The following is a 24,475-nucleotide window of genomic DNA, read 5'->3' as shown; positions in this document are numbered from 1 at the left end:
ATTGTGTGACAAGCCGCTGACTTTTTTGTTGTTCCCCTACTGCAGTTCTGATGTTTATCACAAATATCGTTGGCAATGCGCTTGTACAGGGAAGTGATAAAAATAACTGCGCTTGTTGCCAAAGTGTGACCCACCCCTTATTTCCGGGGTTGAGAGGCACAACAACTGATGATTTAGTGAGTAACTCGGGTAATGATGAATGCGCCTGCACAATCATTCATGACAATAAAGATTAATCAGAATTATGTGGATACCTTCAAAGCTTACCCGTCCCGGACGGTTACACAATGCGATTATGCGTCCCAGGTTACTGGACCTGTTGCACCAGGCGCCCTCGTACCGCCTGGTACTTTTCCGTTCTCCGGCGGGCTATGGCAAAACCACCATGGCTTCCCAATGGCTGAATGAGCATCCGCATACAGGTTGGATTAACCTTGATGACAGTGATAATGACACCTTCCGCTTCGCGAATTACCTGTTACAGGCGCTCAATAAGGCGACAAAGGATGCCTGTCTGAAAACCAGGGCGATGGCTGAGCGCCGTCAGTTCGCCTGCCTCAGTACCCTGTTCAGTGAATTGTTTGCCGAACTGCAAGATTATCCGCACCAGACCTATCTGGTGCTGGATGACTATCATGTCATCAACAACGAAGACATTCACGACGGTATGCGCTTCTTCCTGAAAAACATGCCGGATGAACTGACTCTGGTCGTTACGAGCCGCAGTCTGCCGCCATTGGGAACAGCAAACCTGAGGGTCAGGGACTTGTTAATTGAAGTGGACCATGAATGGTTAGCCTTTGATGAAGAAGAAACCGCACGGTTTTTCAGTAAACGTGTTGCCAATGAGATCGAAACCAGTGCACTTAGCAGCCTTCGTGCTCAGGTGGAAGGCTGGCCGTCTGCCTTGCAGCTGATTGCTCTTCATGCGCAGCAAAAACCGAATCATCTGATTGAGTCAGCGCTGTCTCTGGCCAACTTTAACCGCAGCCACCTTTGGGACTATCTGGCCGAAGAGGTTTTCGACCTGCTCGATGAAGACACCCGAGCCTTCCTGCTGCAATGCTCTGTATTGGATATGTTTAACGCCGAACTGGTGATTGATTTAACCGGACGCAGCGATGCATTGGTTAAACTGGAGTACCTGAACCGCTACGGACTCTTTATCACCCCGCTGGAAGGGGCTGATAACTGGTACAGATTCCATCACTTATTTGCCGAATTTCTGCGCCACAAACGCCACTCGCACATCCCTGAACAGCGGAAGGATTTGCATAACAAAGCGGCGAAAGCCTGGCTCAATCAAAGCAGCCCGCATCAAGCGCTTTACCACGTGCGAAAAAGCAACAATCAGCCGCTGATGGTCTCTATTCTCAGCGATCATGGCTGGAGTATGTTTCATCACGGTGAACTCAAACTGCTGGAAGAATGCATCGCGACGTTAGATCGCAGCTTACTCTTTAGCAGCCCGCGCCTGATCCTGCTCAGACTCTGGCTGGTTCAAAGCCAGCACAGGTATAACGAAGTGGGCGATCTGATTGCTGAGTCTGAAGCAGAAATGCTAAGTAATAACATCAGTTTTAATGATGCACTTCAGGGCGAATTCAATGCGCTACGTGCGCAGGTGGCGATTAATCAAGGCAAACCGGAGGAAGCCTTACTGCTTTCTGAGCAGGCACTGGGACAATTGCCGGCTAACACCTATCGCAGCCGCATCGTCGCCACCTCTGTGGTAGGCGAAGTCCATCACTGTCTTGGCAATCTGAGCCGTGCGCTTCCTATGATGCAGCAGACTGAAAAGATGGCGCGTCAATACCATGTGTATCATCAGGCACTCTGGGCCTTATTGCAGCAAAGTGAAATACTGCTGGCGCAAGGCTCTGTACAACCCGCCTTTGAGCTGTTGGAACAAGGATTCAAACTAGTCCGTGAGCAGCAATTACAGCAAGTTCCCATGCATGAATTTCTGCTGCGCCTGAAATCGCAGATACTCTGGTGCTGGAACCGGCTGGATGAAGCAGAAGAAGCCGCATTGAAAAGCCTGGATGTACTGGCCCCCTATGATGACACTAAATCCCTGCAGGCTTATTCTATGCTGGCCCGGATTGCTATCACCCGGGGTGAACAGGACAAAGCTGCCCGTTATCTTCAACGCTGCAATGATCTGATGGAAACGGCTGAGTTCCACATAGACTGGCGTGCAAATACCGATGTCGCTAATCTGCTTTACTGGCAGCGCACCAATGAGCTGGAGAGTGTCCGCCACTGGTTGTCGCAAGCAGAGCAGCCGGAAGGGGCCTGCAACCATTTCCAGCAGCAGCAATGGCGCAATCTGGCTATGGCGCACCTGATACTGGGTCAGATTGACCAGGCTCAGAATATTCTCAGCATGCTGCTGGACAGTTGCGATAAGCATCAACTGGTCACCGACAGAAACCGTAACCTGATCCTCCAGGCTGTGATCAGAAAAAAAGCAGGAGACCGCAAAGCTGCGTTAACCCATCTTGCTGAGGCACTGCGGCTGACCAATAGCACAGGCATGGTCGGTAACTTCCTGATTGTTGCGGAAGAAATTCAGGACTTACTGCAAGAACTGATTGATGAAAAATTATTAAACGAGTTGTCGCAACACAGAGCGCGTCAGTTGCTGCGTGAAATGAACAGTAAAGAACGCCATCGGCTGGTTCATTTTGATGAAGCCTTTGTCGAAAAGTTGCTCAATTTACCTGACTTGCCCGAACTGATAAGAACCAGTCCGCTGACACAAAGGGAATGGCAAGTGCTGGGATTAATTTATACCGGTTACAGCAACGAGCAGATTGCTTCTGAACTGGATGTCGCTGCCACGACGATAAAAACCCACATTCGTAATTTGTATCAGAAACTCAATATCGCCAACCGTAGCGAAGCCATTGAAACTGCTCAGGAACTGCTTAGCCTGATGGGTTACCAGGCATCTTGATGATCCGGTACCGAACAGGGGGAGGCTCTCCTCCCCCTTCACTCATCCCCGCTCTTTAAACTCATACTCTGCTTTCGATCAACTCAGCAGTAGTGACCGCCTTAATCTTGACCGGAAAACTCTCGGCTGCCGATAACACAAAGGTATGATGCTGCCGGATCAATTCACCGGTTGCATACGGTTTGTCATGGGTGGTATGTGCATCAGACACTAATTCAATCTCATAACCCATGACTGCCGCTCGCCGCGTTGTGGTATCCACACAAAAATCCGTCGCATAGCCGCAAATGGCAAGCTGTTCGATCTCAAGACGATCCAGGGTGGTTTTCAGCACAGTGTCATGAAAGGAGTCCGGCGTCGTTTTGCGGACAAAGATATCGCCTTCAGCGGTGATCAGATCAGTATGTAACTGCCAGCCTTCGGTCTGATAGGCTATCTCTGTGTCTGGCTCTTCATGCTGAACAAAAATGACAGGCAAGGCGTTCTTTCTGGCCCATGTGGTGATCTGATTAATCCTGGCAACCACGGCATCTGCTTCAAATGGCTGAGGTTGAGGTTCAAAACAAATACGCTGTACGTCGATAATCAGAACGGCTGTTTTCATCGTGTGTCCTTACATCATTGAGTGGCAGAAAAAGTGACAATGGTAGTCAGTCAGTAAATGCACAATATGCAGTTAAACCCACAATTTAACAATCCTGGTATCACTATGAATGTCAGGCTAGTTCAACTTTTTCGAACGATCTATTCATTTTGACACTCTGGTACTGCGCCATAGTCAAAGTAAGATGAAGCCATTGGAAAGGTATTTACAGAGAGGAAGGGGTACTATGTTTCACGCTCACGTATATTTTGACTTACCACAATTGGATTTAGCGGAACAGGTACGCCAGCGCATTATTGCAGAAAGACAAGCCGATATTCTGGCAATATACCCGCTGGTGCCACGCTTGGTAGGCCCACACGACAAACCAATGTTTGAAATGCATTTTGCCGATAATCAGACGGGATTTATTGATTGGCTGGATCAGCACAGAGAAGGTTTGTCTGTACTGATCCACCCGGTATCAGAAAATGAGCTGAATGATCACACAATACATGCTCGCTGGCTGGGCAAACAATTACCTGTACATACAGCTATTTTTACAGCTCGACGGTGATCTTTTCCGCCAGAGACATAGCCAGATTATTGTCGTAGTACGCTGCTTCATTGATGAAATGCGGGTAAGCTTCGTAATCGCCATCCCAGCAAATCTCACTGCCGTCAAACAGGGTAAAGATAGGATCGCCGCCATGCAGAGGCTTGAAATCGTTATCCTGTACATTTTTATGCACCATGCCGATTCGCTCTCCTTGCGCGTTTTCCGGCAGTTTTAAGGTTTCGGTGTAACGGAATGCTTCATAGGTTGGCGGTAATTCCGGCAACTGGCATTTGTTATACAGATCGACATAATCCAGGATATGACCAGTCATTGTCTCCATCCAATCCAGCACATCCTGGCGAATGACAGATTGCGGCTGAGGGCCAATCTCAACAATCACTCCCTGTTGGGCAATAGAGCAGACGAACTTATGATCAGCCAGTGGAATTTGATCTTCAAATACCACCACAGCCTCTGGCATCTGCGCTTTAACATACGCGCCCATTCGGATATTGAAGTCATCCGATTGCAGCACTATTAACGTAGGCCCCATATTGCTGGTTGTATTATGTAAATCAATGATGAAATCTGTTTTGGCATCCCCTTTTGGCCCCAACACCGCATTCATGACCTTCGCCCTGCTTTGCTCATAGTTCGCCAGCTCAGGGTTAGCCAGATCTTCCACCGCAAACTGACGGTTCAGATCGCTGTCAAGGTAGCGTTTATTCTCTTCATGCGCTTTGGGATTAGCAAACAGAGTCTGTGTAGTGAAGCTCTCGCGGGTAATACGCCTGGCATCTTGCTGCCATTTGCGCAGCAGATAAATACCGCTGAATTCATTACCATGAGTGCCGCCCACAACTGCTACAGAATTAATGCTTTTCATCCTTATCATCACCACTTGGATTATCAGAAAACTCGAAGAGAAACTCAGTATGCCAGCCTTCTCAGTGGCAAACAAACGAATAAACAGGCAGATTCAGAGCGAGACTATTCAATCGTTTAATGCGTCACCTTTCCTCTCATCGATTTGATCTGTCCGCGCTGGGTTTTCTTATCTACCCGGCGCCGCTGAGAGGATTTGGTCGGCTTTGTGGGTTGACGCTTTTTCTCTTGCTTTGCTGCTGACTGGATCAAAGCCTGCAATCTTTGCAGAGCATCTTCTTTATTTTGCTCCTGAGTCCTGAACTGCTGAGCTTTGATGATAATGACACCATCTTTAGTTATTCGCTGATCAGAGAGCTGCAACAGTTTTTCTTTATAAAAATCAGGCAAACTGGAGCGCTTAATATCAAAACGTAAGTGTATGGCACTGGAGACTTTATTGACATTCTGCCCTCCCGCTCCCTGAGCGCGAACGGCGGTAATTTCTATTTCCCAGTCTGCTATCTGTACTGTGTTCGATATATGCAACATAACCACTTAATCGTTTGAACTTCCCTACTGGTATTATCTGAGCCTGAAGCCTGAAATACCAGCGAAAAGCCAAATTACCCAGAGTGATAACACCTTCAATCTGTGATCTACTCTGCATCTCGCCTTCGGGGGGATTCATCGTATCCTTGAGTGAGCGTATCCTGTCGTCATCAAGAATCATTATGTTTTACAACAGTCGGTTATGAATATTTTACTGGGGTACTTAGCAGAATCCGGGCAGTTTTTACGTCCTTGGATCAGTGACATCGCAACGGCCATGATTGCATGCCTGCTTGTGGTATTTGGCTCAGATATCAATATGATCCTGCGGCGCTATCTGTCGGGAACGAACTTTATCCTGCGCACCTGTGCCTTCATTTTTGTCAATGCATTCGGCTATGGCTTCATGATAATAGCCGCCACACCCTGGTTAGCCAAACAACTGAATGGAATGAGTAATGTGTGGCTGTTTACGGTAATACTGGGGACTTTCATTTTTCTTGGCAGTTGGGCGCAAAGAAATAACCAGGTGTAAAAAAACCGCCGAATGGCGGTTTTTTTACACTATGCGCTGATTAGAAGTTCACTGTCAGACCATCGGTGCCAAGCACTTGGTCCAGTAGTGTGGTATCAACAATCAGTGTATCACCGGCTTGCTCCGGATCATCTTCATTACCATTACAGACCAGGTTCAGGTCATAAGTGTCTAACGGCAGATAGCCAATCACATACTGGCCCGTGACAGGATCAACCGATGCTGATGCCAAAGGTTCATTTTCAGAACCTAAATCACCGAACTGGCCGCCATTTGCTATTGAATACACATAGACAAATGCATTAGACAAGTCGCTGCTACACAAGGATGCGCCAACCGTACCGTCAATAACTGCGACGGCTGTGTTATCAACAACACGTACGCCACGGGGTTTGAGCTGGTAGCCGTTGGCATTCAGTACCATACTTTTGCGCAAATCAAATTCAATGGTATAAGCCTGAGTTGAATCTGCCTCGACAGTAAAGCCATCAAGTTTCAGCTCGCCGCTTGGAACACGGATACCTTCCACTGCATCTGTGTCAGTCACAACATGTGAATAGGGTGTGCCGTCAGAATACGAACCGTTTTCCAGCACAGAAAGGCGCATCTGTGTGTATTGACCGGCAAGTAATACTTCATCACTCAGCACCTGAAGCGCATCAGTGCCCTGATAATCCAGCAGGTCGATCACCATGAACTCTGGATTCCCGTTTGCATCTTCAGGAATAGCAAGACCTTCTGGCACACAAGCTGCAGAACTTTGATCTGCAGCAAACGACGTTGTTCCCCAAGACGCTTCACTGCCGCCTGAGTGATGCACAGTAATATTGTCAAATGCCACACAGACCTGCTTTAAGCCGTCAACCGGGGCATCAGACATAGCCAGAGAAACCTTTCCCGTCGACTTATCATCGGAATCTGACCCACAACCAGCCAATACCATACTTACCGCACCGGCTATCATTAATTTTTTCATTTGACTGCTCCACTCGCTTTTTGGTCAAGCTTAACGAGTTATTGCAGTCAAAGCATTATCTGCAACGAAAGTTAACAACAAGATGACAAAGGAGAACAAAAAATACCCCAAAGGCATAATATGTTAGGCAAATACGCGGCTTTATAGCGACGGGATCAGTCCACCCGCATGCAACCATGCTGAACTGAGCGAGGGTTTTCGAGGCGATGCAGACACGAACCGATTGATTGCAGATCCTGATACTGATACTTAACGACCATGGCTGCTGCCAGCAGCAAGCCAATCAGCGAGATACGAGTCAGCCAAAGCCATTGCTTATGCAATGCCATCGCAAGAGTGAACAGGCACCCTACTACGATAAGCAGCAAACTTGGTGCAATATAACCAAAAAGCACTCACTCACCTCAAAAATATGCCAATTGGCAAAATAATACGGTGTTATTCACAATATTTAAAGGTGATTTCTATACATTTACACTCACTAAGATAGCGATAGACATCAGGGCAAATGACTATAAATATATACTTGAACTGAGATCTCACTTGAAAGACTTAAAAACAAAAAAGCCTCGATTTCTCAAGGCTTTTGTGGACAGAGCAACCCTGAAACCCAGGGACTAAATAACAAGGCCACCATCAATTTTCAGTGTCTGTCCCGTGATAAACGCGGAATTATCACTGGCTAAAAACAACGCACCGTTCGCAATATCTTCTGGCTTACCCATACGCTTCAATGGCGTTTTCGACTTCATATACTCCAGAATTTTTTCAGGCAGGTTAACGGTCAACGGCGTTTCCACAAAGCCAGGGGCAATACAGTTTGCTCGCACCTGAGCGCCTTTTCGTGAAAATTCCTTCGCCCAACCCTTGGTCATCGCAATCACGCCGCCTTTCGTGGCAGCATAATTACTTTGTCCAATGTTACCGTCTGTGCCCACAACAGATGACATAGTAATGATTGACCCTGCGCCTGACTCCATCATGACCGGAGCAACTGCTTGCGTCATGTTGAATACCCCTTTCAGGTTTACATCCAACACCATATCCCACTCGTCTTCCGTCATTTTCTCAATCAGATTATCTCGGGTGATCCCCGCATTATTTACCAGCACATCTACACGGCCATAATCTTTTACAATGTTGTCAACAAAGCGACTTACCGACTCCCGATCGCAGACATTCAGCTCAATGGCTTTTACATTTTTGTACGTTTTCTCCAGTTCAGCCATTGCTGCTGCATTCATATCACAGGCATAGACAATTTCAGCCTGCTGGTTGGCAAAGGTCTCGACAATACAACGGCCTATACCTTGTGCGCCTCCCGTAACGATGCAAACTTTATTGTTCAGCATACTTAATTCCCTCTGAGTTCAAAAAACTGAAGCGAAAATCGAATCCAGTGCGGGCACACTGTTTCACCGCTCACTTCCATCATGTTGATTTTAGAGCAAACAAATCAAAAGATTACCCTCAATGCTGCAATTCACCTTTGCGACCACTCTATTTAATCTATTAATCCAATTACCTGCTGAATAACGGAGCGGTAATCATCAAGCCTATCAAGATAGTTTGTTACCAATATGATATTTAATTACACATGTCGCATTTTTCCAATAAGTCACCTGTACTATTTCATATAAAACAGTGTATTAGTTGTTATCACGCCCCCGTCATGAACTCTTCACTGGTAATGAAGACGGCGTTTGCTATAAATGTATCAGGGAAGTGCTCAAGGATCAGATGCAGGCATGCTTGATAAAGTAGTTTTTTTTCTACACGTAGTGCGACATGGCTCGTTAAGTGAAGCTGCAAAGCAATACGGGATTTCTGCGTCTGCCGGCAGTCGCTGGCTCAATGAGCTGGAAGAAAGCATGGGTGTCAGCCTGCTGAAAAGAACGACACGAAAGATATCACCGACCCAGGCAGGACAGCGTTTGTATGACAGGTTTAACCTGATAAACAGTGAGATCAATGATGTTTTTAATGAAGTTCAGAACCTGAGTAATGAAGATAAAGGCCAGATACGTATAGCCAGCACGCCTCTGTTTGCTAAACATTACCTCAGCCAGATTATTGGTGAATATGTCCAGCTCCATCCGTCTATCAATTTTGTTGTTCTTGAAACGGCGTTTGAAGTCGATCATGTTCATGAAGTTGACTTCGCGATACGTGCAAACGCAACATACAGAGGTTTTCAAGATAAAGACAGTTTGCTGGTAAAGCGATCGCTCATCCGTGAACCACTTATCGCCTGCTGTTCACCCAAATATATCGCGCAATACGGTGAGCCACGCCTTCCCGAACAGTTAAAGCAGCATTTTTGCCTTTACGCTACGACACTGGTTGGAGGCAATAAATGGATATTCGAGCAAAATGGTGAGTACAACTCAGTAGAAATAGCCCAAACTGTTGAAGCTGACGACAGTGAAATACTGAAGAATATTGCGCTTGCCGGAGGGGGTATCGCATATCTGCCTTACAGTCTTGTCAGTGAAGAATTAAATAACAGCCGGCTTCAAGCTGTTCTCAAAAATTATGTCAGCAGTCAATTTGAACTTAACCTTTACTTTAAACCCCGTAAGTATATGCCTGTACGTTGTGTCAATTTTAAAGATTATTTAATTGAACGCGTTGAGGAAATGGACAGAATAAATAAAAAGGCCCTGGGATTGCCCGACCCCATAAAAATACGAGTAACAGTATAAATCTGTCATATCTCTTTTGTCGTATTGTTTCCAGTGGATTTCAGGCATAAAAAAACCGGGGTTTCCCCCGGTTTTTATTTCATGACATTTCAGCCAGGAATTACTCAGCGCTTGCCTTGCTGCGTTCCTGACGCGGAGCGTGGCTACGCTCGCCACGGAAGCTGCCACGATGGTCGCCACCACGGTTGCGATCAAAACGGCGCTCGCCTTCACGACGGCCACGGTTCCCATCACGTCCACCGCGCGGTGCACCATCACGTGGTGCGCCATCACGGCCGCCACGACGGTGCTCACGAAGAACATTGTCTTCAACAACCACAGCCTTCACGTCATTCTGACGAATACGCAGTTTCTTCAGTTGGGCGATGATATCCGGAGTCATCTTCTTAGGTAACTGAACATAAGTATGCTCAGGAGCCAGTTTGATAGCACCGATATAGTCTTTGCTCAGACCCAGCTCGTTCGCGATGGCACCAACGATATCTTTAACCTGAACACCTTGTTCACGGCCAACTTGCAACTGGTAAGTATCCCAATCGGCATTGTTGGATTGACGGCGCTCACGTCGCTCGCCGCGTTCACTGCGCTCGCCACGTTCCGGGCGGTCACCACGACGGTCACGACGCTGCTTCTCGCGTTCGATCGCAGCAATCATAGGGTCCGGACCTTTGTAGAACAAAGGACGGTTGCCTTGCTGACGTTTCAGCAGAATAGCTGCCAGGGTAGTCGCATCAACATCTACTGAACCTTGCAGTTTCTCAACCAGCTCTACGAATGCTTCCAGGCTGGCGCTTTCTTTCTGCTCTTCCAGCTCTTTACCCAGACGATCCAAACGCGCCAGAGCCACGTCATCACGCAGAGGAAGCTGAATCTCTTCCATGCGGGATTTCGTTACACGTTCAATGGTGCGCAGCATACGGATCTGGTTAGTACGAACCAGAAGAATCGCTTTACCTTTACGTCCGGCACGGCCAGTACGGCCAATACGGTGGATATAAGATTCAACATCGAACGGGATATCGTAGTTAAATACGTGTGTAATGCGTGGTACATCAAGGCCACGTGCAACAACATCAGTCGCTACCAGAATATCGATAACGCCACGTTTGATGTGATCAACAGTACGCTCACGCAGAGACTGAGGAATATCACCGTGAAGTGCTGCTGCTTTAAAGCCACGTGAAGACAACCAATCTGCCAGACGCTCAGTATCCTGACGGGTACGCACGAAGACAATTGAGGCATCGGTTTCTTCAGTTTCCAGCATACGAATCATAGCTTCGTCTTTTTCTACGCCTTTTACGACCCAGAATTGCTGTTCTACTTTCGCTACGGTACGGTTTTCACCCGCAACATCAATGCGTGCAGGATCGCGCAGGAATCGGTCAACGATTTCCTTCACCATAGGTGGCATTGTTGCAGAGAAAAGTACGCGTTGTGCTGATTCTGGCGCTTGCTCCAGAATCCAGGTTACGTCGTCAACAAAACCCATTTTCAGCATTTCATCTGCTTCATCCAGAATGAAAGTATGTACTTCATCTAGGTGCAGACGATCACGGCTGATCAGGTCTTTCACACGACCAGGGGTACCAACAACAATGTGGGCACCAGTCTTAAGCACACGCATTTGATCGACGATTGACGCACCGCCGTAAATTTCTAATACTTTCAGACCCTGGATATTTTTACCCAGGTTCTTAATTTCAGCAGCAACCTGAATAGCCAGCTCACGAGTAGGTGCCATAACAATGGCCTGAGGCTTGTGTTGCTTCAGGTTAATTTTGTTCAGCAGTGGCAGAGAGAATGCAGCCGTTTTACCTGTACCCGTCTGAGCCTGACCCAGCGCATCGGTACCGGTTAAAAGAAGTGGAATGGAAGCAGCCTGAATTGGAGTAGGTGCCACGAAGCCCATCGCATCAAGTGCGGATAAAAGAGTGTCGGCCAGTTCTAACTGGCGAAATTCTGTAACAGATTCTTGCATTGGGATCCCAATAGGTAATCGAACGTAAACGGGGCCCCTTTGCCTTTAACACGGTTCAGCAACTGTATCCACAAGCATGGGCCTCGACTAAGGCGCGCATTGTGCGCTATTCAAGTCGAAATTACCAGAAAAAATTGATTGCTGTCACAAATTATAACTTAAGCAATTATTTATTATTCAAACAGCTTGCGATATGTACACCCTGACAAGTTTTCTGGGCATACTGGTTCTCATCCCATTGAAAATATTGATTCCTGCCACCTTGTTTCGCGAGATATAACCCCTGATCTGCTCCTGCTAAGAGCACCTCTTCCTGAATGTCTTCCGTTGGCACTCTGGAATACAGACCCATACTGATACTGATAACCCCTTGACGTGTACCAGAATGCGGGATCTTTAACTGATTGACGGCATCAAGCATTTCCTCAGCCAGCAGCCTGAGCGACTCAGCATCCATTTCCGGCACAAGACAGACAAACTCTTCGCCGCCATAGCGACTGAATACCGCTTTCTCATAGCGGTTCACTATATTGTCTAATGTCACTGCGACCTGTTTAAGACACACATCGCCTCTCTGATGCCCATAGGTGTCATTAAAAGATTTAAAATGATCCACATCCAGAATAATAATGCTTAGCGGTAACTTTCTGCGTGTGGCCACTTGCCAGTATCGCTTCAACGTCAGATCAAAAAAGCGCCTGTTTGCCACGCCGGTCAGGCCATCTTGCATGGACCAGGCTTCCAGCCGCCGGTTAGCATCTTCTAATGCCTTGTTTGTTTGCTGCAATTCCTGGGTGCGTAAATGCACACGCTGTTCAAGTTCAGCATTCAGCTTGGTCAAGGCTTCATGACTTTGCTTAATCACGATTTGCTGGCCCAGCGCCGCACCAAATAATTTCATGATTTCTTTCTGGTGATCAGTCAGGCTTCGCTGGCTAATTAGGTTATCTGCTGCAATCCAGCCAATACAGTTATCACTGTTCCACATTGAGATCATGGCATTCCAGCCTGTACCAACCTGCTGCGTACCGTAATAAAGAGGCGCATTTTCCTTAACAACGACCACGTCTTTGCGGCTGAGTGCTTCATGGACCAGCGGATGATCGGGAATATCGTTAACAAAAGTGCGGCGGGACACAACGTTGCCCTGAGGATCAGTGCCATACGTCCCCTGCATGGTGTACTGCTGCATATCTGTCAGAAAGATAGCTAACCGATCGATACCCAGCTTTTGCCGGCCCATTTCTATCGCGGTTCTGTACAAACAATCCAGATCGTTAGATTCCGCAAGTGCCAGCGTGACTTCATGTAACTGCTTTAATAAAGATAAATATTCTCTGAGCGAGTAGTTGCGCACTTCCAGTTCAGCTTCAACACTGCGCCGACTGATATTATGGGTCAGTGCTTCTTCCCGCAGCATATGTACACTGATATCAGACGCTATCAATAACAACACTCGCTCGAAGGCTTTAAGGTTGTCATCCAGGCGTTCTGGGGTCGGCGTTTCTGCGTATAAATAGGCAACGGCTTTTTCGTGCATAATGATCGGAAAAATCACCCGGCGCCAATCACCTGGCTGATCTTTCCAGATGGCTTTAAACGGTGTTGCAGATTGTGCAGAAACGGCCCTGCGGGATTGTTTTGATTCTAAAAGTAACTCTGACGGTACGCCATTGTAATTCGATAACGATAAAGGGTGCAGGTAGTACTTAAACTCTTCATTCCCCATCCAGCTCGCCAGCACTTTCGACTGGCCTTCATGCTCAACAAGTAAAGTCAGATAGGTTAAATCCAGCATATGATGCAGCGTTGAAAGCAAACGATGGCACCAACGCTCCATGTTTGCCTGACGGGCAAGCGTATCAACGAGTTTATCCAACTCATCGTTGAGTTTAAACGGCATGCTTTTCCTTACGCGATTATCTGTCTTGTCACTTCATCGTGGGTAGAACAGAGTACAAAATACTCCAGATTGAAAATAATAACGACCTCAGGTGCACACTTCGAAATATTGAAGGATAACTTTCTGCAACATTTGTGACCAATCATTAATATGAACAATTAATGTTCGTTATGCCGCCAGAAAAGCCCCAGTGCCTACTGATACATATATCATTGTATATTAAGTCGTTATGTCATTTATCAGACAAATGATCATCCACACCTTCAAGACCTAAGTGCCTGCAGGATGCATAGTTTTCTCAACAACACACGCAGCCCTTCTTAACAGTGAAAGCCGGAAAAGTAGGATTACCCTTGGTTTTGAGCCTGTTAATACGTATAGTGTGACGGTTCATAATCCGGGACCAGGCATAATGTTTCAAGATAATCCGCTTTTAGCACAACTGAAAAAACAAATTCAAGAGTCGCTTCCTAAGAAGGAAGGCCAAATCAAAGCCACAGACCGCGGTTTTGGTTTTCTGGAAGTCGATGGAAAAGAAAGTATCTTCATTCCACCTAACTATATGAAAAAGGTAATGCACGGCGATCGTGTTGTTGCGGTTATTCGTACAGAAAAAGAGCGTGAAGTTGCTGAGCCGCAAGAATTGGTTGAACAGTTCATGACCCGCTTTATTGGCCGCGTCAAACTGATCAAAGACCGCCTGAATGTTGTTCCGGATCATCCACAGCTGAAAGACGCTATCAAAGCACGCACAGTCAAGGGATTAAACCCTGAAACCCTGAAAGAAGGTGACTGGGTTGTTGCTCATCTGACTCGCCACCCGCTTGTTGGCGATAACAAGACTTTCTTCTGTGAAATCAACGAAAAAATTACTGATAGCGAAGATAAAATTGCCCCTTGGTGGGTCACGCTGGCACGCCATGATCTTCCTAATGCAGAGCCTGCTCCGCAAGCGAGCTGGAACATGCTTGAAGAAGGCCTGACACGTGAAGACCTGACTGAAATACCTTTCATTACTATTGATGGCGAATCAACCAAAGACATGGACGATGCCATTTATACCGTAGCGAAAGAGGATGGCAGCTTCGAAATCACCATAGCCATTGCCGATCCGACGTCTTACATCGAAGTTGGCAATGAAATGGATAAGGAAGCTCGCGAACGCGGCTTCACCATTTACCTGCCAGGCCGCAACATCCCGATGTTGCCACGTGAATTGAGTGATGAACTTTGTTCTCTGATGGAGAATGAGAAACGCCCTGCCCTGTGTTGCCGTGTGACGGTTGATAAAGACGGTGTGATTGGCGATGACATTACTTTCTTTGCGGCATGGATTCGTTCGCAGGGCCGTTTAAGCTACGATGATGTCTCCGACTATCTGGAAAATGGCAGCTCAGCAAACTGGTCACCTTCAGCCGTTATTGATGAGCAGGTACGAGCTCTGCAGGCTTTTGCCAACGCCCGCAGCGAATGGCGCAGCAATAACGCCGTGGTCTTCCCGGATCGTCCGGACTACCGCTTCGAATTGAGTGAAGACAACGATGTGATCGCTATACATACCGATCCTCGTCGCACTGCAAACCGAATGATTGAAGAAGCCATGATTACCGCGAATATCTGTGCCGGTCGTGTGCTTCAGGAAAAATTCGGCAAAGGTGTGTATAACACCCATGCTGGCTTCAATCCTGAAAAACTCGATACCGCCATGGACTTCCTGACCAATGCAGAAGCACCATTCGAAAAAGAGCAGTTGTTAACCCTGGAAGGATTTAGCGCCCTGCGCCGTTGGCTGAACACACTGGATACCACTTATCTGGATAACCGACTGCGCAAATTCCAGGCCTACAGTGAAGTGGGTAATACGCCTGCTCCGCATTTCGCAATGGGCCTGGATGTCTACGCAACATGGACATCTCCGATTCGTAAATATGGCGATATGATCAACCACCGGATGCTGAAAGCGGTCATTTCCGGCAATGCGCCAACACAAACGCCAGATGATAATATTGGTGAGGAAATTGCCACGCACCGCCGTAACCACCGCATGGCAGAGCGTGATGTGGCTGACTGGCTATATGTTCGCCTGCTAAAAGACGCCGTTCAGGAAGGTTCTGTCTTCACCGCAGAAGTGTTCGACATCAACCGCGCCGGCATGCGTGTTCGCTTGCTTGAAAACGGGGCTTCAGCCTTTATTCCTGCGCCACTGATCCTGGACAACAAGCAACGCATCGAATGCAACGGTGATCTGGGTATCATTAATATCGATAAAGTGCGCGAGTTCCAGCTGGGCGATCACTTCGACATTATCCTGACAGAAGTACGTGAAACAACACGTCAATTGGTCGCCAAACCTGTGAAGCAATTCCCTGAGATTAACACTCAGGAACCCGCAGAAAATCAGGCTGAAACCGAAAAAGCGTGATAACCCCAAAAACCAGGTTGGAATACTCCAACCTGGTTTCACCCTCCAATCTGATTAGTCGTTCATACACTCTGGTATTCCATGTCGTATCTTCACAACGTTGAGCAATGGCTTGATAATGTCGTCATTGGTTTAAATCTGTGCCCGTTTGCCGCAAAACCACGCAGAAAGGGACAAATTCGCATTGCCATTTATGAGACGGATTCTCTTGAAACACTGATGGAAAATATCTATCAGGAATTAATACGTTTAGATGAGACACCAGTGTGTGATCTTGATACAAGCCTTGTTGTATGCCCTAACGTTTTACAGGATTTTGACGAGTACAATCAGTTTCTTGATATGGTGGATGCCCTAATCAGGCAGTGCGACCGGGATGGCATTTACCAGGTAGCCAGTTTTCACCCTGATTATTGTTTTTACGGGACTAAACCAGATGACGCAGAAAACCTGACAAACCGTGCTCCATACCCCATATTTCATCTGATTCGTGAAGATAGTATGGAAAAAGTGCTGGCTCACTATCCTGATCCTGAAGGAATACCTGAGCGCAATATTGAAAAAATGAATGGATTATCTGAGGAAGATATTCGTCGTCTTTTCCCGTTTTTATTTAGCAAACCCTAAATGACAACCATGCAGGGCTTATTAATTTCATATATCTGACCCATGAATCAAAAAAACTCATTGACCAAACTTATCGAGTGCAAGCATTCAAATGTGTTGGGATTAAGCATTAAGTTAGCTATGATATCTCCTTGATAGGGAATATTGTAATGCATACACTCTCATTTTCAGTATTTAGAAACGCCAAAATGCGTTTCGCTTTGCCTTTGGCCCTTGTGGCAGGCACTTTTGCGTCTCATAGCGACATCGTTGCTATCATGTCGCAGCACGTTGATGTTTTGCTACTGCTTCCCTACATACTGTTGAGTTTGGTAATGATGCTGTGTCAGCCATTCAATCAAAGTAAGACTGGGATCAGCGCGATGCTGATGCTGCTTGCCTACTATCTGATTCAGCAAAACCTTCAGGCGCCACTGTCTCAATCGCAAACCGGACTGACGTATATTTTACTGGCAGTACTTCTGCCGCTTAACCTGTTCCAACTTCATTTCATTCCTGAAAGGCGGCTTTTCTCGCGCTTTGGTTTGATCTATCTCAGCATTCTGGGCCTGCAGCTTTGCTGGGGCTGGTTACTGATCAACCATGTAAATCCTGAACGATATAACACCACCTGGCAGATGTATTTTTATACCCTCGGTGACTATTCTCCGTTACCTTTGCTCTTGATAATACTGATTGTTGCCCTGGCTTGTGCCAGTGCCTCTATTATTCTGAAAAGAAATCAAGGCTATGATCAGGCCACCTTCATCTGCCTGCTGTTTACCGGGTTAACGCTATTTCAGTTCCAGCAGCCCTATATTTCCAGTGTTGCCTTTACAGCCGCTTCCAGCCTGCTTTTGCTGAATCTGATTTCCTGTTCGCATGAATTGGCTTTCATTGACCCGCTGACGGGCATACCCGGACGCCGGGCAATGGAAACTGAGTTAAAGCACCTTGGCCGCACATACACACTGGCCATGCTGGATGTCGATCACTTCAAAAAATTCAATGATAAATTCGGCCATAAGACGGGTGATGATGTACTGCGTTTGGTTGCCCAGCTACTCCTTAATATCAACATTAAAGCGGATGTTTACCGTTATGGTGGTGAAGAGTTCACCATCTTAATTAAGGGGAAAACCAAAAATCAGTGTCTTGATGCTCTTGAAGAATTACGTGAAGCCATAGCAAGTTACCCTATGCACATCAGAGATTTTGAGAAACGGCCTTCTGATGATGAAGACGGCAAACGAAAACGCGGTAAGAGCAAACAATCCGAAGTGGTACAAATTACCGTCAGTATTGGTGTTGCAGACAGCCTGGAAGACTCCAGAACCGCTAACGTGTTAAAAGTGGCTGACAAAGCACTGTATAAAGCTAAGCAAAACGGCCGAAATCAGGTGGTGTAAAACACCTGTCTCCACTCTCTGTTTGCAAGCGTAACAGCCTTCTCATTTTGCTAAGGCTGTTACGCTGCTTCTGTTCAATAGCTACTTATATCCGCCGACAACCATAGGCAATACCTGCTTTAACTTGACCTGATTTCTATGCACCGCTTCTTCTGGCAGCGGCAGGAAACCATGCTTTTCAATTATTGACTGGTTATCCTGGTTAAACGTCAGGTCAACCAGTTGTTGTTGCTCACTTGTCAGCCCTTTCTGTTTGGGTGGAATATTAAGTGACAGAAAATAGACATTAGCCAATGGATATCGGCCCGACAGCACGGTTTCCGGATCTATTGTGAAGGCTTTACCTCTGTCATCCAAAATGGCAATACGCTTCAGGTCATCGGGCACATCAGGCAAAACGGAGTAGCCGATTGCATTGATATCACGGCGGATCTTATCGTTCATTTCATCGTGACTACTGAGAAATTGTGTCGCCAGATACTGCTCACTGCCGCAATCCACCAGCTTAGAGAAATTTAAGTGTGTATCCAGCTCACCTGACACGGCATAGGGCACGGCCGTTGAAAAATCCTCATTCTGATGATCCGGCAACTGGCGCCAGTCCAGTTTCTGAGGTGAATCCTGACAGCCAAAAATTTGTTTCAGTTGCCCCATCGTCATGGCTCTTACGGGGTTATCTTTATTGACGAGAATTGAAACCGCATCATAAGTAAAGAATATCTGTACCGGTCGATAACCGAATTTATTCTCAAACAAGGCCATTTCACTATCCAGCCATTTGCGGGAACTGATTCCCAGGCTGGCTTCATTGGCGATCATGGCTGCCTGAATATCGCCTTTTTCAATCAATTGGACAGACTTGTCTTGCGCACTGGCCAACTCACTGACCATAACATTCAGCTCTTTTTCAACGGCCACAGCAGCAAACACTGAACTGCTGGCCAGCATAATCCCCGTGGCAATCAGGGTGTGTGTCATCATCAATCGCATGGTGTGATTTATCCTGTCACTGAGTTTGCTCGGAACTGAAAATTGTCCAAGCCGGCTTGACTGCCATTTCCGGTTTGGTAATAACCGCAATGGTGCGGCGTTTACGTACTTTTAAGAACTGAGTCAGCGAGGTTATCTGCGTATAGCGCTGCTCGGAAATACGTTCAGGGGCAATACCATTCAGCACCAGTGCATCTTTGATAACACCTGTGCGCCTTTTGGCCAACGCATCATTGTATTCTTCGGTGCCTTCCGGACTGGTGTCCCCCACTAAAATGACTTTGGCTTCGTGATTGTCATTCATGATAGTCAACAGCTCATCAAATGAGTCCGACTGATCCAACCGAATATGGTCATCATCAAAGTTGAAATACACGGATAAAACATCTAATTTTTCAAACACCTGCCAGGACGCGCAGCCATGTTCGTCAACCTGAGCACCCCGCAGAGTGTCTAAACAGATATCCCTTTGATTGATCACGCCATCCTGATCGGTATCACGCAGGTCATCAATCTGATGACGTGTTGTTGTCGTATCCGGCATATCAGCACAGCCAGACAGCAATAATAAAGAGAGGGTGATCAATCCAATCTGACTATGTCTCATCCTTGTTTCTCCTTCTCTGTCTGCCATTCTTCAGGATGCTCCACACGTAGTGCATAAGTCAGAATTCCCATCGCATTGAACATTCGGTAAGCGGCCAGGGTGTGATCGTATGACGCATTCACATAGTTCTTTCTGGCAAGAAAGACTTCCACTTTGGCATCAAGAACATCAAGCAGGCTGCGCCGCCCAACGTTGAACTGCTGAACATAACCCTCTTCGGCTGCTTTGGCTGCATCAACGTTCTGACGCAACAATTGCTTTTGAGTCTCCAGCATGTTGTAGGCATTCCATGCCAGCGTTGTGCCTTCCCGCACCTGGCGTTCAGCTCTTAACCGGATTGATCTGGCTTGCTCAGCCCGCCATGCTGCCGATTCAATGCGGGCATTGGTACTTCCCCCGTTGAACAGGTCATAATCCAAAGTGAGCATAAGGCGAGCATCTTCCTCAGGCCCTTCTACGCCCCCGATATTTTCATTTTTATTACCATAAGCCTCCAGTTTAAGCTCAGGATAGTAGCCACCTTTTTCACGCCTGATTTCTTCGCGGGCCGCTTTGATATCAAGAATGGCTGCTTGTATTTCCGGATGGTTTTCTACGGCTTGATTAATCGCTATATCCAGATCGGGTGGCAGCAGGCTGTAATCAAATACAGGTGTTACCAGTTCTTTGGTTGGCAGCCCGACCAATCGCATAAACTGCGCTTCCTGATCGTACAGATTATTCTGGGCAGAAATCAGCGTGGATTTTGCCGTTGCCACACGGGCCGCTATTTGGGCTAAGTCTGAGTTGCTGCTCAGCCCTTTCTTTTTCCGATCAAGAATATTGTTATAGATAGTTTCATGATCGACGACATTGCGTTTGCTTAACTCCAGGATTTGCTGCGATTTCAGATACTCGAGATACACACGCACAACATCCAGAGCAACATTCTCGGCGTCGGCTATCAGAGTTAATCGTTCAGACTCGGCCTCGTAGCCGAGCCGATCAATATTGGCGGATGTTTTCATGCCATCGAAAATCAGCTGTGACACTTTCACACCCAATTCAGTACGTGTCAGCCCCCTGTCATCTGGAGCAATTTTATTCCCACTGCTGTAGCGGGTTTCTTCGTAACCAGCCGCTGCGTAAAGGTTAACCTGGGGCAAATAAAAGCCTTGCGCTTCGTCCTGATCTCTTACAACAGACTGAAACCTGGCATATTGTCCCAGAACTTCCGGGCTGTAATCGATAGCCGCAGCGACCGACTCTTCAAGAGAAAGCGCATAAGCTGAGGATATTCCCATCGGAGTCAAACCAAGCATACAAGTCATCAAAAGTAGTTTGGATCGCATTACCTATCCTGTCCTTATTGTTATTAGGGTTCACGCAGAGCAACTTCTTTCGCTCTTAACAAAGGTTTGAGCCAGTAACTCAAAACAGTTTTTTGTCCTGTCAGTATATCCACGGCAGTCTGCATACCAGGAATGATGGTGAATGGTTGAGCATCATCATTCGCATCAAGCTGAATATGCGCCCGGTAATAAGCATCACCTTCTTCCGTTTGCAATGCATCTGCACTGACATAAATCACTTTTCCTTTCTTGCCGCCATAGATAACAAAGTCATACGCAGAGAATTTTACTGTCGCTTCAAGCCCCACATGAACAAAGGCGATATCCTGAGGCGAAATTTTGGTCTCAACAATCAAGCTGCTGTTATAAGGCACCAATTCCATGATGGGTTCGCCCGGACGAACAACACCGCCAATTGAGCGGATAAGTACGTCTTTTACCGTACCGTCCACCGGGGATAAAATTTGTGTCCTTTTCAGCTGATCGGCCAGCGCCTGCTGACTTTCATTCAACTGAGCCAGTTTGGCCGCGACCTCATTCAGCTGCCCTTGTGCCTTGGAACGAAAATCAAACGCAATACCCCGAAAATCTACAATCGCTTCGGAATAGGTTGCTTTCTGTTTTTGTGCCAGAGTGTTAGCACTGGCCATATCCCCGACCAGTTTCACATAATCACGTCTCAGTTTAAGCAGTTCGACTTCAGCCACTGCACCGCTTGCCACGACGTCTCTGAGCATTGAGATCTCTTTTTCAACAATTTCCAGACTGCGCTTGAGCGTCTGTATGGTGTTCTGAGTATCTCGATATGCCTGATCCTGCTGATCAATACGAAACTGTGCCTGTTCCAGTTCAGAGGAAAGTTGCTCTAAGCGTTCTGTATAATTTGCTTGCGCATTCAGCTCAGCGGGTAAGCCTGGGTTAATGTCCAATGGCTGCTTATCAATGACGACCTGCTGACGCCAATCGTCTGCCTTTGGATTTACCTTCACACTATTCAGCTCAGCCTTCAGCCGTTTCTCCTGCGCCAGCAAGCTCTGCACCTGCTGACCGGCTTCCTGAAAGGCGGCACGAAAGCGGGTATCGTCCAGTATCATCAACGGCTGACCTTTGTTTACCCGGTCGCCCTGACTCACTAATACCTGCCTGATAATCCCGCCTTCCAGGCTTTGAATCTTCTGTACCGATAGCGTGGGGACAACTTTACCTTCCCCCACCACTACTTCATCCAGCCTGGCCCAGCTGGCCCAGATAAGGGTTGCCGCACACAGCGCCACACATAACCAGATCAGTTTTCTTGACCGGTACGCCTGGCGATTATTGGACCACATGATCTGACTACTCATGCTGGCCACCTTTCACTATGCTGACTGAACGAATCCGGCTGTTTTGCCTGCCTTCATGACGGGACAAAATGTCCTGCGGCTTACCATCGGCCACCAGCCTGCCTTTATCCAGCACCAAAATACGATCGCAGAGAGACAAAAATGACGACTGATGGGAGCAGATAACGACTGAGATATTTCTGGGCAAATTCTGGATCGTGCGAAACAGTTGTGCGGTGGCCTGTTTGTCCAGCCCTGTGGTGGGCTCATCCATCAACAGCAAAGAAGGATTACGATAAAATGCCCTGGCGATGGCGACCGCTTGCTTTTGACCACCAGAAAGTTGTCGTCCATTTTCCCCTACCTGGGTTTCCAGACCATTCATCAAACGCGGCATGTAGGCGTTTAGTCCGGATAACTCGATAGCATTTGCCAGTCGGGCTTCATCGATGACGTCATTACCAAACGTAATGTTTTCGTAGACGGTACCGAAGATAAACCCAGGGGTTTGCCCTACCCAGCCAACCGCATTACGCACTACACTGGGTGGCCACAAATTGGCATCCAGCTGCTCGTAATAAATTTGCCCGTGTGTTGGTTGCAATTGCCTGGCGATCAGCGCCATCAGTGTGGATTTACCAGACCCAGCATTACCTATGATGCCAATACGTTCACCGGCTTTGATACTGACAGTCAGCGCTTCCAGTACATCAAGCTCTGAACCCGGATAACGGAAACTCACGTTCTCAAAGGCAAAACTGCCTTTAAATTCACCGCGGTCTATCACCTGATGTGGCGTTTCTTCCTGCGGTAAATCCATGATCTGGTTCAGTCCCTCAATGGCTGAGCGGGTCTGCTGATATCGCAAAAGCAGCATAGATAACTGATTGACCGATCCGGCCGCCCGGCCGCTCAGCATAACAATCGCAATTAACCCGCCCATACTCAGGTTACCTTCTGCAATTTGATACACACCCAGTGCAATCAAAAAAACGGTAACCAATTGTTGGCTGCTCATGATGGAGTGCGAAACCAGATTCGAATAATATCTCGACTGTGTCTGCCACTCAGACAACGCAACCACCGTCTGCTCCCAGCGTTTTTGCACCAGGCCTTCAGCATTATTCTGCTTTATTTCCGTCAGCGAGCTCAGATTGTCAAACAACTGTGCCTGACGCTGGGTTGAATAGCGGCCGGATTCCGTAAAAGTGTCGGCAATTTTGTTTTTCATTACGGCACTTAATAACAACAAAGCTAGCATGACAGTGACAGGCACAAACATCATTGCCCCGCCTAACCAGCCAATGAGCAACAGAAACAATGCCGTAAAGGGCAGATCAATCAACGCGACCAGCGTGATCGATGTAAAGAAATCTTTGACACTGTCAAATTCCTGCAACTGGCGTGCAAACGCCCCCACCGACTGTGGCCTGTGTTCCAATTGCATGCCCATGACCCGCTGAAACAACTGTGCCGACAATTTGTTATCCAGATACCGGCTGGCCATATCCGTCACTGAGCTCCGCGCACTGCGTAATAACCAGTCGAATACAATCACCACCAGCACACCAACAGATAATACCCAGAGTGTGTTAAACGCCTGATTGGGAACCACTCTGTCATAGACATTCATAGTGAACAGCGGCATGACCAGAGCAAGTAAATTGATGACAATTGATGCCACAAACATATCCCTATACCAGGGGCGCACTTCCCTGAGTACAGCGCGAAACCAATGCTGCTGCTTCGCTGGCTTGACATCTTCTACCCGGCTGTCACTTTGAGGCGCGGCTGACACTTGCCAGACTTCCGGCTGAATCGTTTGCAGAACCTGGGTCTCGGACCAACTCTGCTCTTTCGTGCTTTGCCCGGGGAAATGCACCCTGTATTGATCCTGTTCTTTCGCAACCAGGATCAATGGCTGACCTGCTAACGAAGTAGCCACTGCGGGCAGGGTCGCCTGACCCAAATGGCGTTTATCTATTGCACCGCTTTCCAGTTGCACCTGCGCGGCCGCCCGGATGAAGAGTTTCTCCGTCAGCAAACCTTGCTCTAAAGGCAGCCCCGCTGTCACTTTCAGAGGATGGCAACGAAGCCCGTAATGGCGACAGAACCAGATCACCGTTTCCAGCCACTCATCGTTAAGCGGTTTGTCAGATATTTTCATG

20 protein-coding genes are annotated in these 24,475 nt (G+C 47.4%); 7 read left to right on the top strand and 13 right to left on the bottom strand.

The window, feature by feature from the left end; genetic code table 11:
* Positions 1-244: 244 nt before the first annotated feature.
* Entirely contained in the window at positions 245-2,962 is a 2,718-nt protein-coding gene (gene malT, locus D6M16_RS17215) for an HTH-type transcriptional regulator MalT (RefSeq protein ID WP_120513032.1), read from the top strand.
* A 61-nt stretch (positions 2,963-3,023) separates the two neighbouring features.
* Here the strand turns inward: malT and D6M16_RS17210 are convergent, their stop codons facing one another.
* Entirely contained in the window at positions 3,024-3,566 is a 543-nt protein-coding gene (locus D6M16_RS17210; protein ID WP_120513031.1) for a cysteine hydrolase family protein, read from the bottom strand.
* A 226-nt stretch (positions 3,567-3,792) separates the two neighbouring features.
* Between D6M16_RS17210 and D6M16_RS17205 the strand changes: the two genes are divergently transcribed.
* Entirely contained in the window at positions 3,793-4,122 is a 330-nt protein-coding gene (locus D6M16_RS17205) for a DOPA 4,5-dioxygenase family protein (RefSeq protein WP_120513030.1), read from the top strand.
* Here D6M16_RS17205 and D6M16_RS17200 read toward each other — a convergent pair.
* Both D6M16_RS17200 and arfB read right to left on the bottom strand, forming a co-directional pair.
* Entirely contained in the window at positions 4,106-4,990 is an 885-nt protein-coding gene (locus D6M16_RS17200; RefSeq protein ID WP_120513029.1) for an aspartoacylase, read from the bottom strand. The two genes, D6M16_RS17205 and D6M16_RS17200, sit on opposite strands and share 17 nt — an antisense overlap.
* Positions 4,991-5,106: 116 nt before the next feature.
* Positions 5,107-5,520 carry an alternative ribosome rescue aminoacyl-tRNA hydrolase ArfB gene (gene arfB, locus D6M16_RS17195; RefSeq protein WP_120513028.1) on the bottom strand — a complete coding sequence of 138 codons (414 nt, stop codon included), beginning with the start codon at positions 5,518-5,520 and terminating at the stop codon, positions 5,107-5,109.
* Between the two features lie 202 nt (positions 5,521-5,722).
* Here arfB and D6M16_RS17190 point away from each other — a divergent pair, with 202 nt between their 5' ends.
* Positions 5,723-6,055 (top strand): DUF3392 domain-containing protein, encoded by a 333-nt coding sequence (locus D6M16_RS17190; protein ID WP_120513027.1) that lies wholly within the window; start codon positions 5,723-5,725, stop codon positions 6,053-6,055.
* Between the two features lie 40 nt (positions 6,056-6,095).
* Here D6M16_RS17190 and D6M16_RS17185 read toward each other — a convergent pair whose 3' ends face one another.
* The 3 genes from D6M16_RS17185 to fabG all read right to left on the bottom strand — a co-directional run bounded on the left by D6M16_RS17185 (position 6,096) and on the right by fabG (position 8,383).
* Complete coding sequence (locus tag D6M16_RS17185; protein WP_120513026.1) at positions 6,096-7,031, bottom strand: DUF4382 domain-containing protein; 936 nt, start codon at positions 7,029-7,031, stop codon at positions 6,096-6,098.
* Positions 7,032-7,186: 155 nt separating this feature from the next.
* The gene (locus tag D6M16_RS22330) at positions 7,187-7,426 is read right to left on the bottom strand and encodes a hypothetical protein (RefSeq protein WP_162941093.1); all 240 of its coding nucleotides are present in this window, start codon (positions 7,424-7,426) and stop codon (positions 7,187-7,189) included.
* A gap of 222 nt (positions 7,427-7,648) precedes the next feature.
* The gene (gene fabG, locus D6M16_RS17175) at positions 7,649-8,383 is read right to left on the bottom strand and encodes a 3-oxoacyl-ACP reductase FabG (RefSeq protein WP_120513024.1); all 735 of its coding nucleotides are present in this window, start codon (positions 8,381-8,383) and stop codon (positions 7,649-7,651) included.
* Between the two features lie 396 nt (positions 8,384-8,779).
* Between fabG and D6M16_RS17170 the strand changes: the two genes are divergently transcribed.
* Complete coding sequence (locus tag D6M16_RS17170) at positions 8,780-9,736, top strand: LysR family transcriptional regulator (RefSeq protein WP_120513238.1); 957 nt, start codon at positions 8,780-8,782, stop codon at positions 9,734-9,736.
* 100 nt (positions 9,737-9,836) lie between these two features.
* Here the strand turns inward: D6M16_RS17170 and D6M16_RS17165 are convergent, their stop codons facing one another.
* Positions 9,837-11,717 carry a DEAD/DEAH box helicase gene (locus D6M16_RS17165; protein WP_120513023.1) on the bottom strand — a complete coding sequence of 627 codons (1,881 nt, stop codon included), beginning with the start codon at positions 11,715-11,717 and terminating at the stop codon, positions 9,837-9,839.
* 166 nt (positions 11,718-11,883) lie between these two features.
* A complete protein-coding gene (locus tag D6M16_RS17160; RefSeq protein WP_120513022.1) occupies positions 11,884-13,620 on the bottom strand; it encodes a sensor domain-containing diguanylate cyclase in 1,737 nt (578 codons plus the stop codon).
* A gap of 412 nt (positions 13,621-14,032) precedes the next feature.
* Here D6M16_RS17160 and D6M16_RS17155 point away from each other — a divergent pair, with 412 nt between their 5' ends.
* The 3 genes from D6M16_RS17155 (at position 14,033) to D6M16_RS17145 (ending at position 18,057) form a co-directional block, all read left to right on the top strand.
* Entirely contained in the window at positions 14,033-16,042 is a 2,010-nt protein-coding gene (locus D6M16_RS17155) for an exoribonuclease II (protein ID WP_120513021.1), read from the top strand.
* Between the two features lie 81 nt (positions 16,043-16,123).
* Complete coding sequence (locus tag D6M16_RS17150) at positions 16,124-16,669, top strand: DUF1415 domain-containing protein (protein ID WP_120513020.1); 546 nt, start codon at positions 16,124-16,126, stop codon at positions 16,667-16,669.
* A 188-nt stretch (positions 16,670-16,857) separates the two neighbouring features.
* Positions 16,858-18,057, top strand: coding sequence for a GGDEF domain-containing protein (locus D6M16_RS17145; RefSeq protein WP_240435646.1), 1,200 nt, complete (start codon positions 16,858-16,860; stop codon positions 18,055-18,057).
* Between the two features lie 81 nt (positions 18,058-18,138).
* On the opposite strand, the gene D6M16_RS17140 is transcribed toward D6M16_RS17145, so the two are convergent.
* Genes D6M16_RS17140 through D6M16_RS17120 form a run of 5 tightly spaced genes read right to left on the bottom strand, consistent with a single transcriptional unit; the run spans position 18,139 to position 24,474 of the window.
* Positions 18,139-19,047, bottom strand: a complete 909-nt coding sequence (locus D6M16_RS17140) for a PstS family phosphate ABC transporter substrate-binding protein (protein WP_120513018.1) — start codon at positions 19,045-19,047, stop codon at positions 18,139-18,141.
* 16 nt (positions 19,048-19,063) lie between these two features.
* Positions 19,064-19,654: an OmpA family protein gene (locus tag D6M16_RS17135; RefSeq protein ID WP_120513017.1), complete on the bottom strand. Its 591-nt coding sequence runs from the start codon at positions 19,652-19,654 to the stop codon at positions 19,064-19,066.
* Positions 19,651-20,985 (bottom strand): TolC family outer membrane protein, encoded by a 1,335-nt coding sequence (locus tag D6M16_RS17130; RefSeq protein WP_120513016.1) that lies wholly within the window; start codon positions 20,983-20,985, stop codon positions 19,651-19,653. Before D6M16_RS17130 ends, D6M16_RS17135 begins: the two co-directional genes overlap by 4 nt.
* 23 nt (positions 20,986-21,008) lie before the next feature.
* Complete coding sequence (locus tag D6M16_RS17125) at positions 21,009-22,328, bottom strand: HlyD family type I secretion periplasmic adaptor subunit (protein ID WP_120513015.1); 1,320 nt, start codon at positions 22,326-22,328, stop codon at positions 21,009-21,011.
* Positions 22,321-24,474 carry a type I secretion system permease/ATPase gene (locus D6M16_RS17120; protein WP_120513014.1) on the bottom strand — a complete coding sequence of 718 codons (2,154 nt, stop codon included), beginning with the start codon at positions 24,472-24,474 and terminating at the stop codon, positions 22,321-22,323. The genes D6M16_RS17125 and D6M16_RS17120 overlap by 8 nt, the downstream gene beginning before the upstream one ends.
* Position 24,475: the final 1 nt, after the last annotated feature.

Source organism: Photobacterium salinisoli (genome assembly GCF_003614885.1).
In the GTDB taxonomy this organism is placed as follows: domain Bacteria; phylum Pseudomonadota; class Gammaproteobacteria; order Enterobacterales; family Vibrionaceae; genus Photobacterium; species Photobacterium salinisoli.
This window is presented reverse-complemented; position numbering and strand designations above follow the sequence as displayed.

Excerpts from the sequence above, each read along its gene's own strand:
- D6M16_RS17190 (WP_120513027.1), top strand. The coding sequence starts at position 5,723 with ATGAATATTTTACTGGGGTACTTAGCAGAATCCGGGCAGTTTTTACGT.
- D6M16_RS17145 (WP_240435646.1), top strand. The coding sequence starts at position 16,858 with ATGCGTTTCGCTTTGCCTTTGGCCCTTGTGGCAGGCACTTTTGCGTCT.
- arfB (WP_120513028.1), bottom strand. The coding sequence starts at position 5,520 with ATGTTGCATATATCGAACACAGTACAGATAGCAGACTGGGAAATAGAA.
- D6M16_RS17150 (WP_120513020.1), top strand. The coding sequence starts at position 16,124 with ATGTCGTATCTTCACAACGTTGAGCAATGGCTTGATAATGTCGTCATT.
- D6M16_RS17120 (WP_120513014.1), bottom strand. The coding sequence starts at position 24,474 with ATGAAAATATCTGACAAACCGCTTAACGATGAGTGGCTGGAAACGGTG.
- malT (WP_120513032.1), top strand. The coding sequence starts at position 245 with ATGTGGATACCTTCAAAGCTTACCCGTCCCGGACGGTTACACAATGCG.
- D6M16_RS17205 (WP_120513030.1), top strand. The coding sequence starts at position 3,793 with ATGTTTCACGCTCACGTATATTTTGACTTACCACAATTGGATTTAGCG.
- D6M16_RS17170 (WP_120513238.1), top strand. The coding sequence starts at position 8,780 with ATGCTTGATAAAGTAGTTTTTTTTCTACACGTAGTGCGACATGGCTCG.
- D6M16_RS17135 (WP_120513017.1), bottom strand. The coding sequence starts at position 19,654 with ATGAGACATAGTCAGATTGGATTGATCACCCTCTCTTTATTATTGCTG.
- D6M16_RS17125 (WP_120513015.1), bottom strand. The coding sequence starts at position 22,328 with ATGAGTAGTCAGATCATGTGGTCCAATAATCGCCAGGCGTACCGGTCA.
- D6M16_RS17130 (WP_120513016.1), bottom strand. The coding sequence starts at position 20,985 with ATGCGATCCAAACTACTTTTGATGACTTGTATGCTTGGTTTGACTCCG.
- D6M16_RS17155 (WP_120513021.1), top strand. The coding sequence starts at position 14,033 with ATGTTTCAAGATAATCCGCTTTTAGCACAACTGAAAAAACAAATTCAA.
- D6M16_RS17140 (WP_120513018.1), bottom strand. The coding sequence starts at position 19,047 with ATGCGATTGATGATGACACACACCCTGATTGCCACGGGGATTATGCTG.
- D6M16_RS17210 (WP_120513031.1), bottom strand. The coding sequence starts at position 3,566 with ATGAAAACAGCCGTTCTGATTATCGACGTACAGCGTATTTGTTTTGAA.
- D6M16_RS17165 (WP_120513023.1), bottom strand. The coding sequence starts at position 11,717 with ATGCAAGAATCTGTTACAGAATTTCGCCAGTTAGAACTGGCCGACACT.
- D6M16_RS17185 (WP_120513026.1), bottom strand. The coding sequence starts at position 7,031 with ATGAAAAAATTAATGATAGCCGGTGCGGTAAGTATGGTATTGGCTGGT.
- fabG (WP_120513024.1), bottom strand. The coding sequence starts at position 8,383 with ATGCTGAACAATAAAGTTTGCATCGTTACGGGAGGCGCACAAGGTATA.
- D6M16_RS17200 (WP_120513029.1), bottom strand. The coding sequence starts at position 4,990 with ATGAAAAGCATTAATTCTGTAGCAGTTGTGGGCGGCACTCATGGTAAT.
- D6M16_RS17160 (WP_120513022.1), bottom strand. The coding sequence starts at position 13,620 with ATGCCGTTTAAACTCAACGATGAGTTGGATAAACTCGTTGATACGCTT.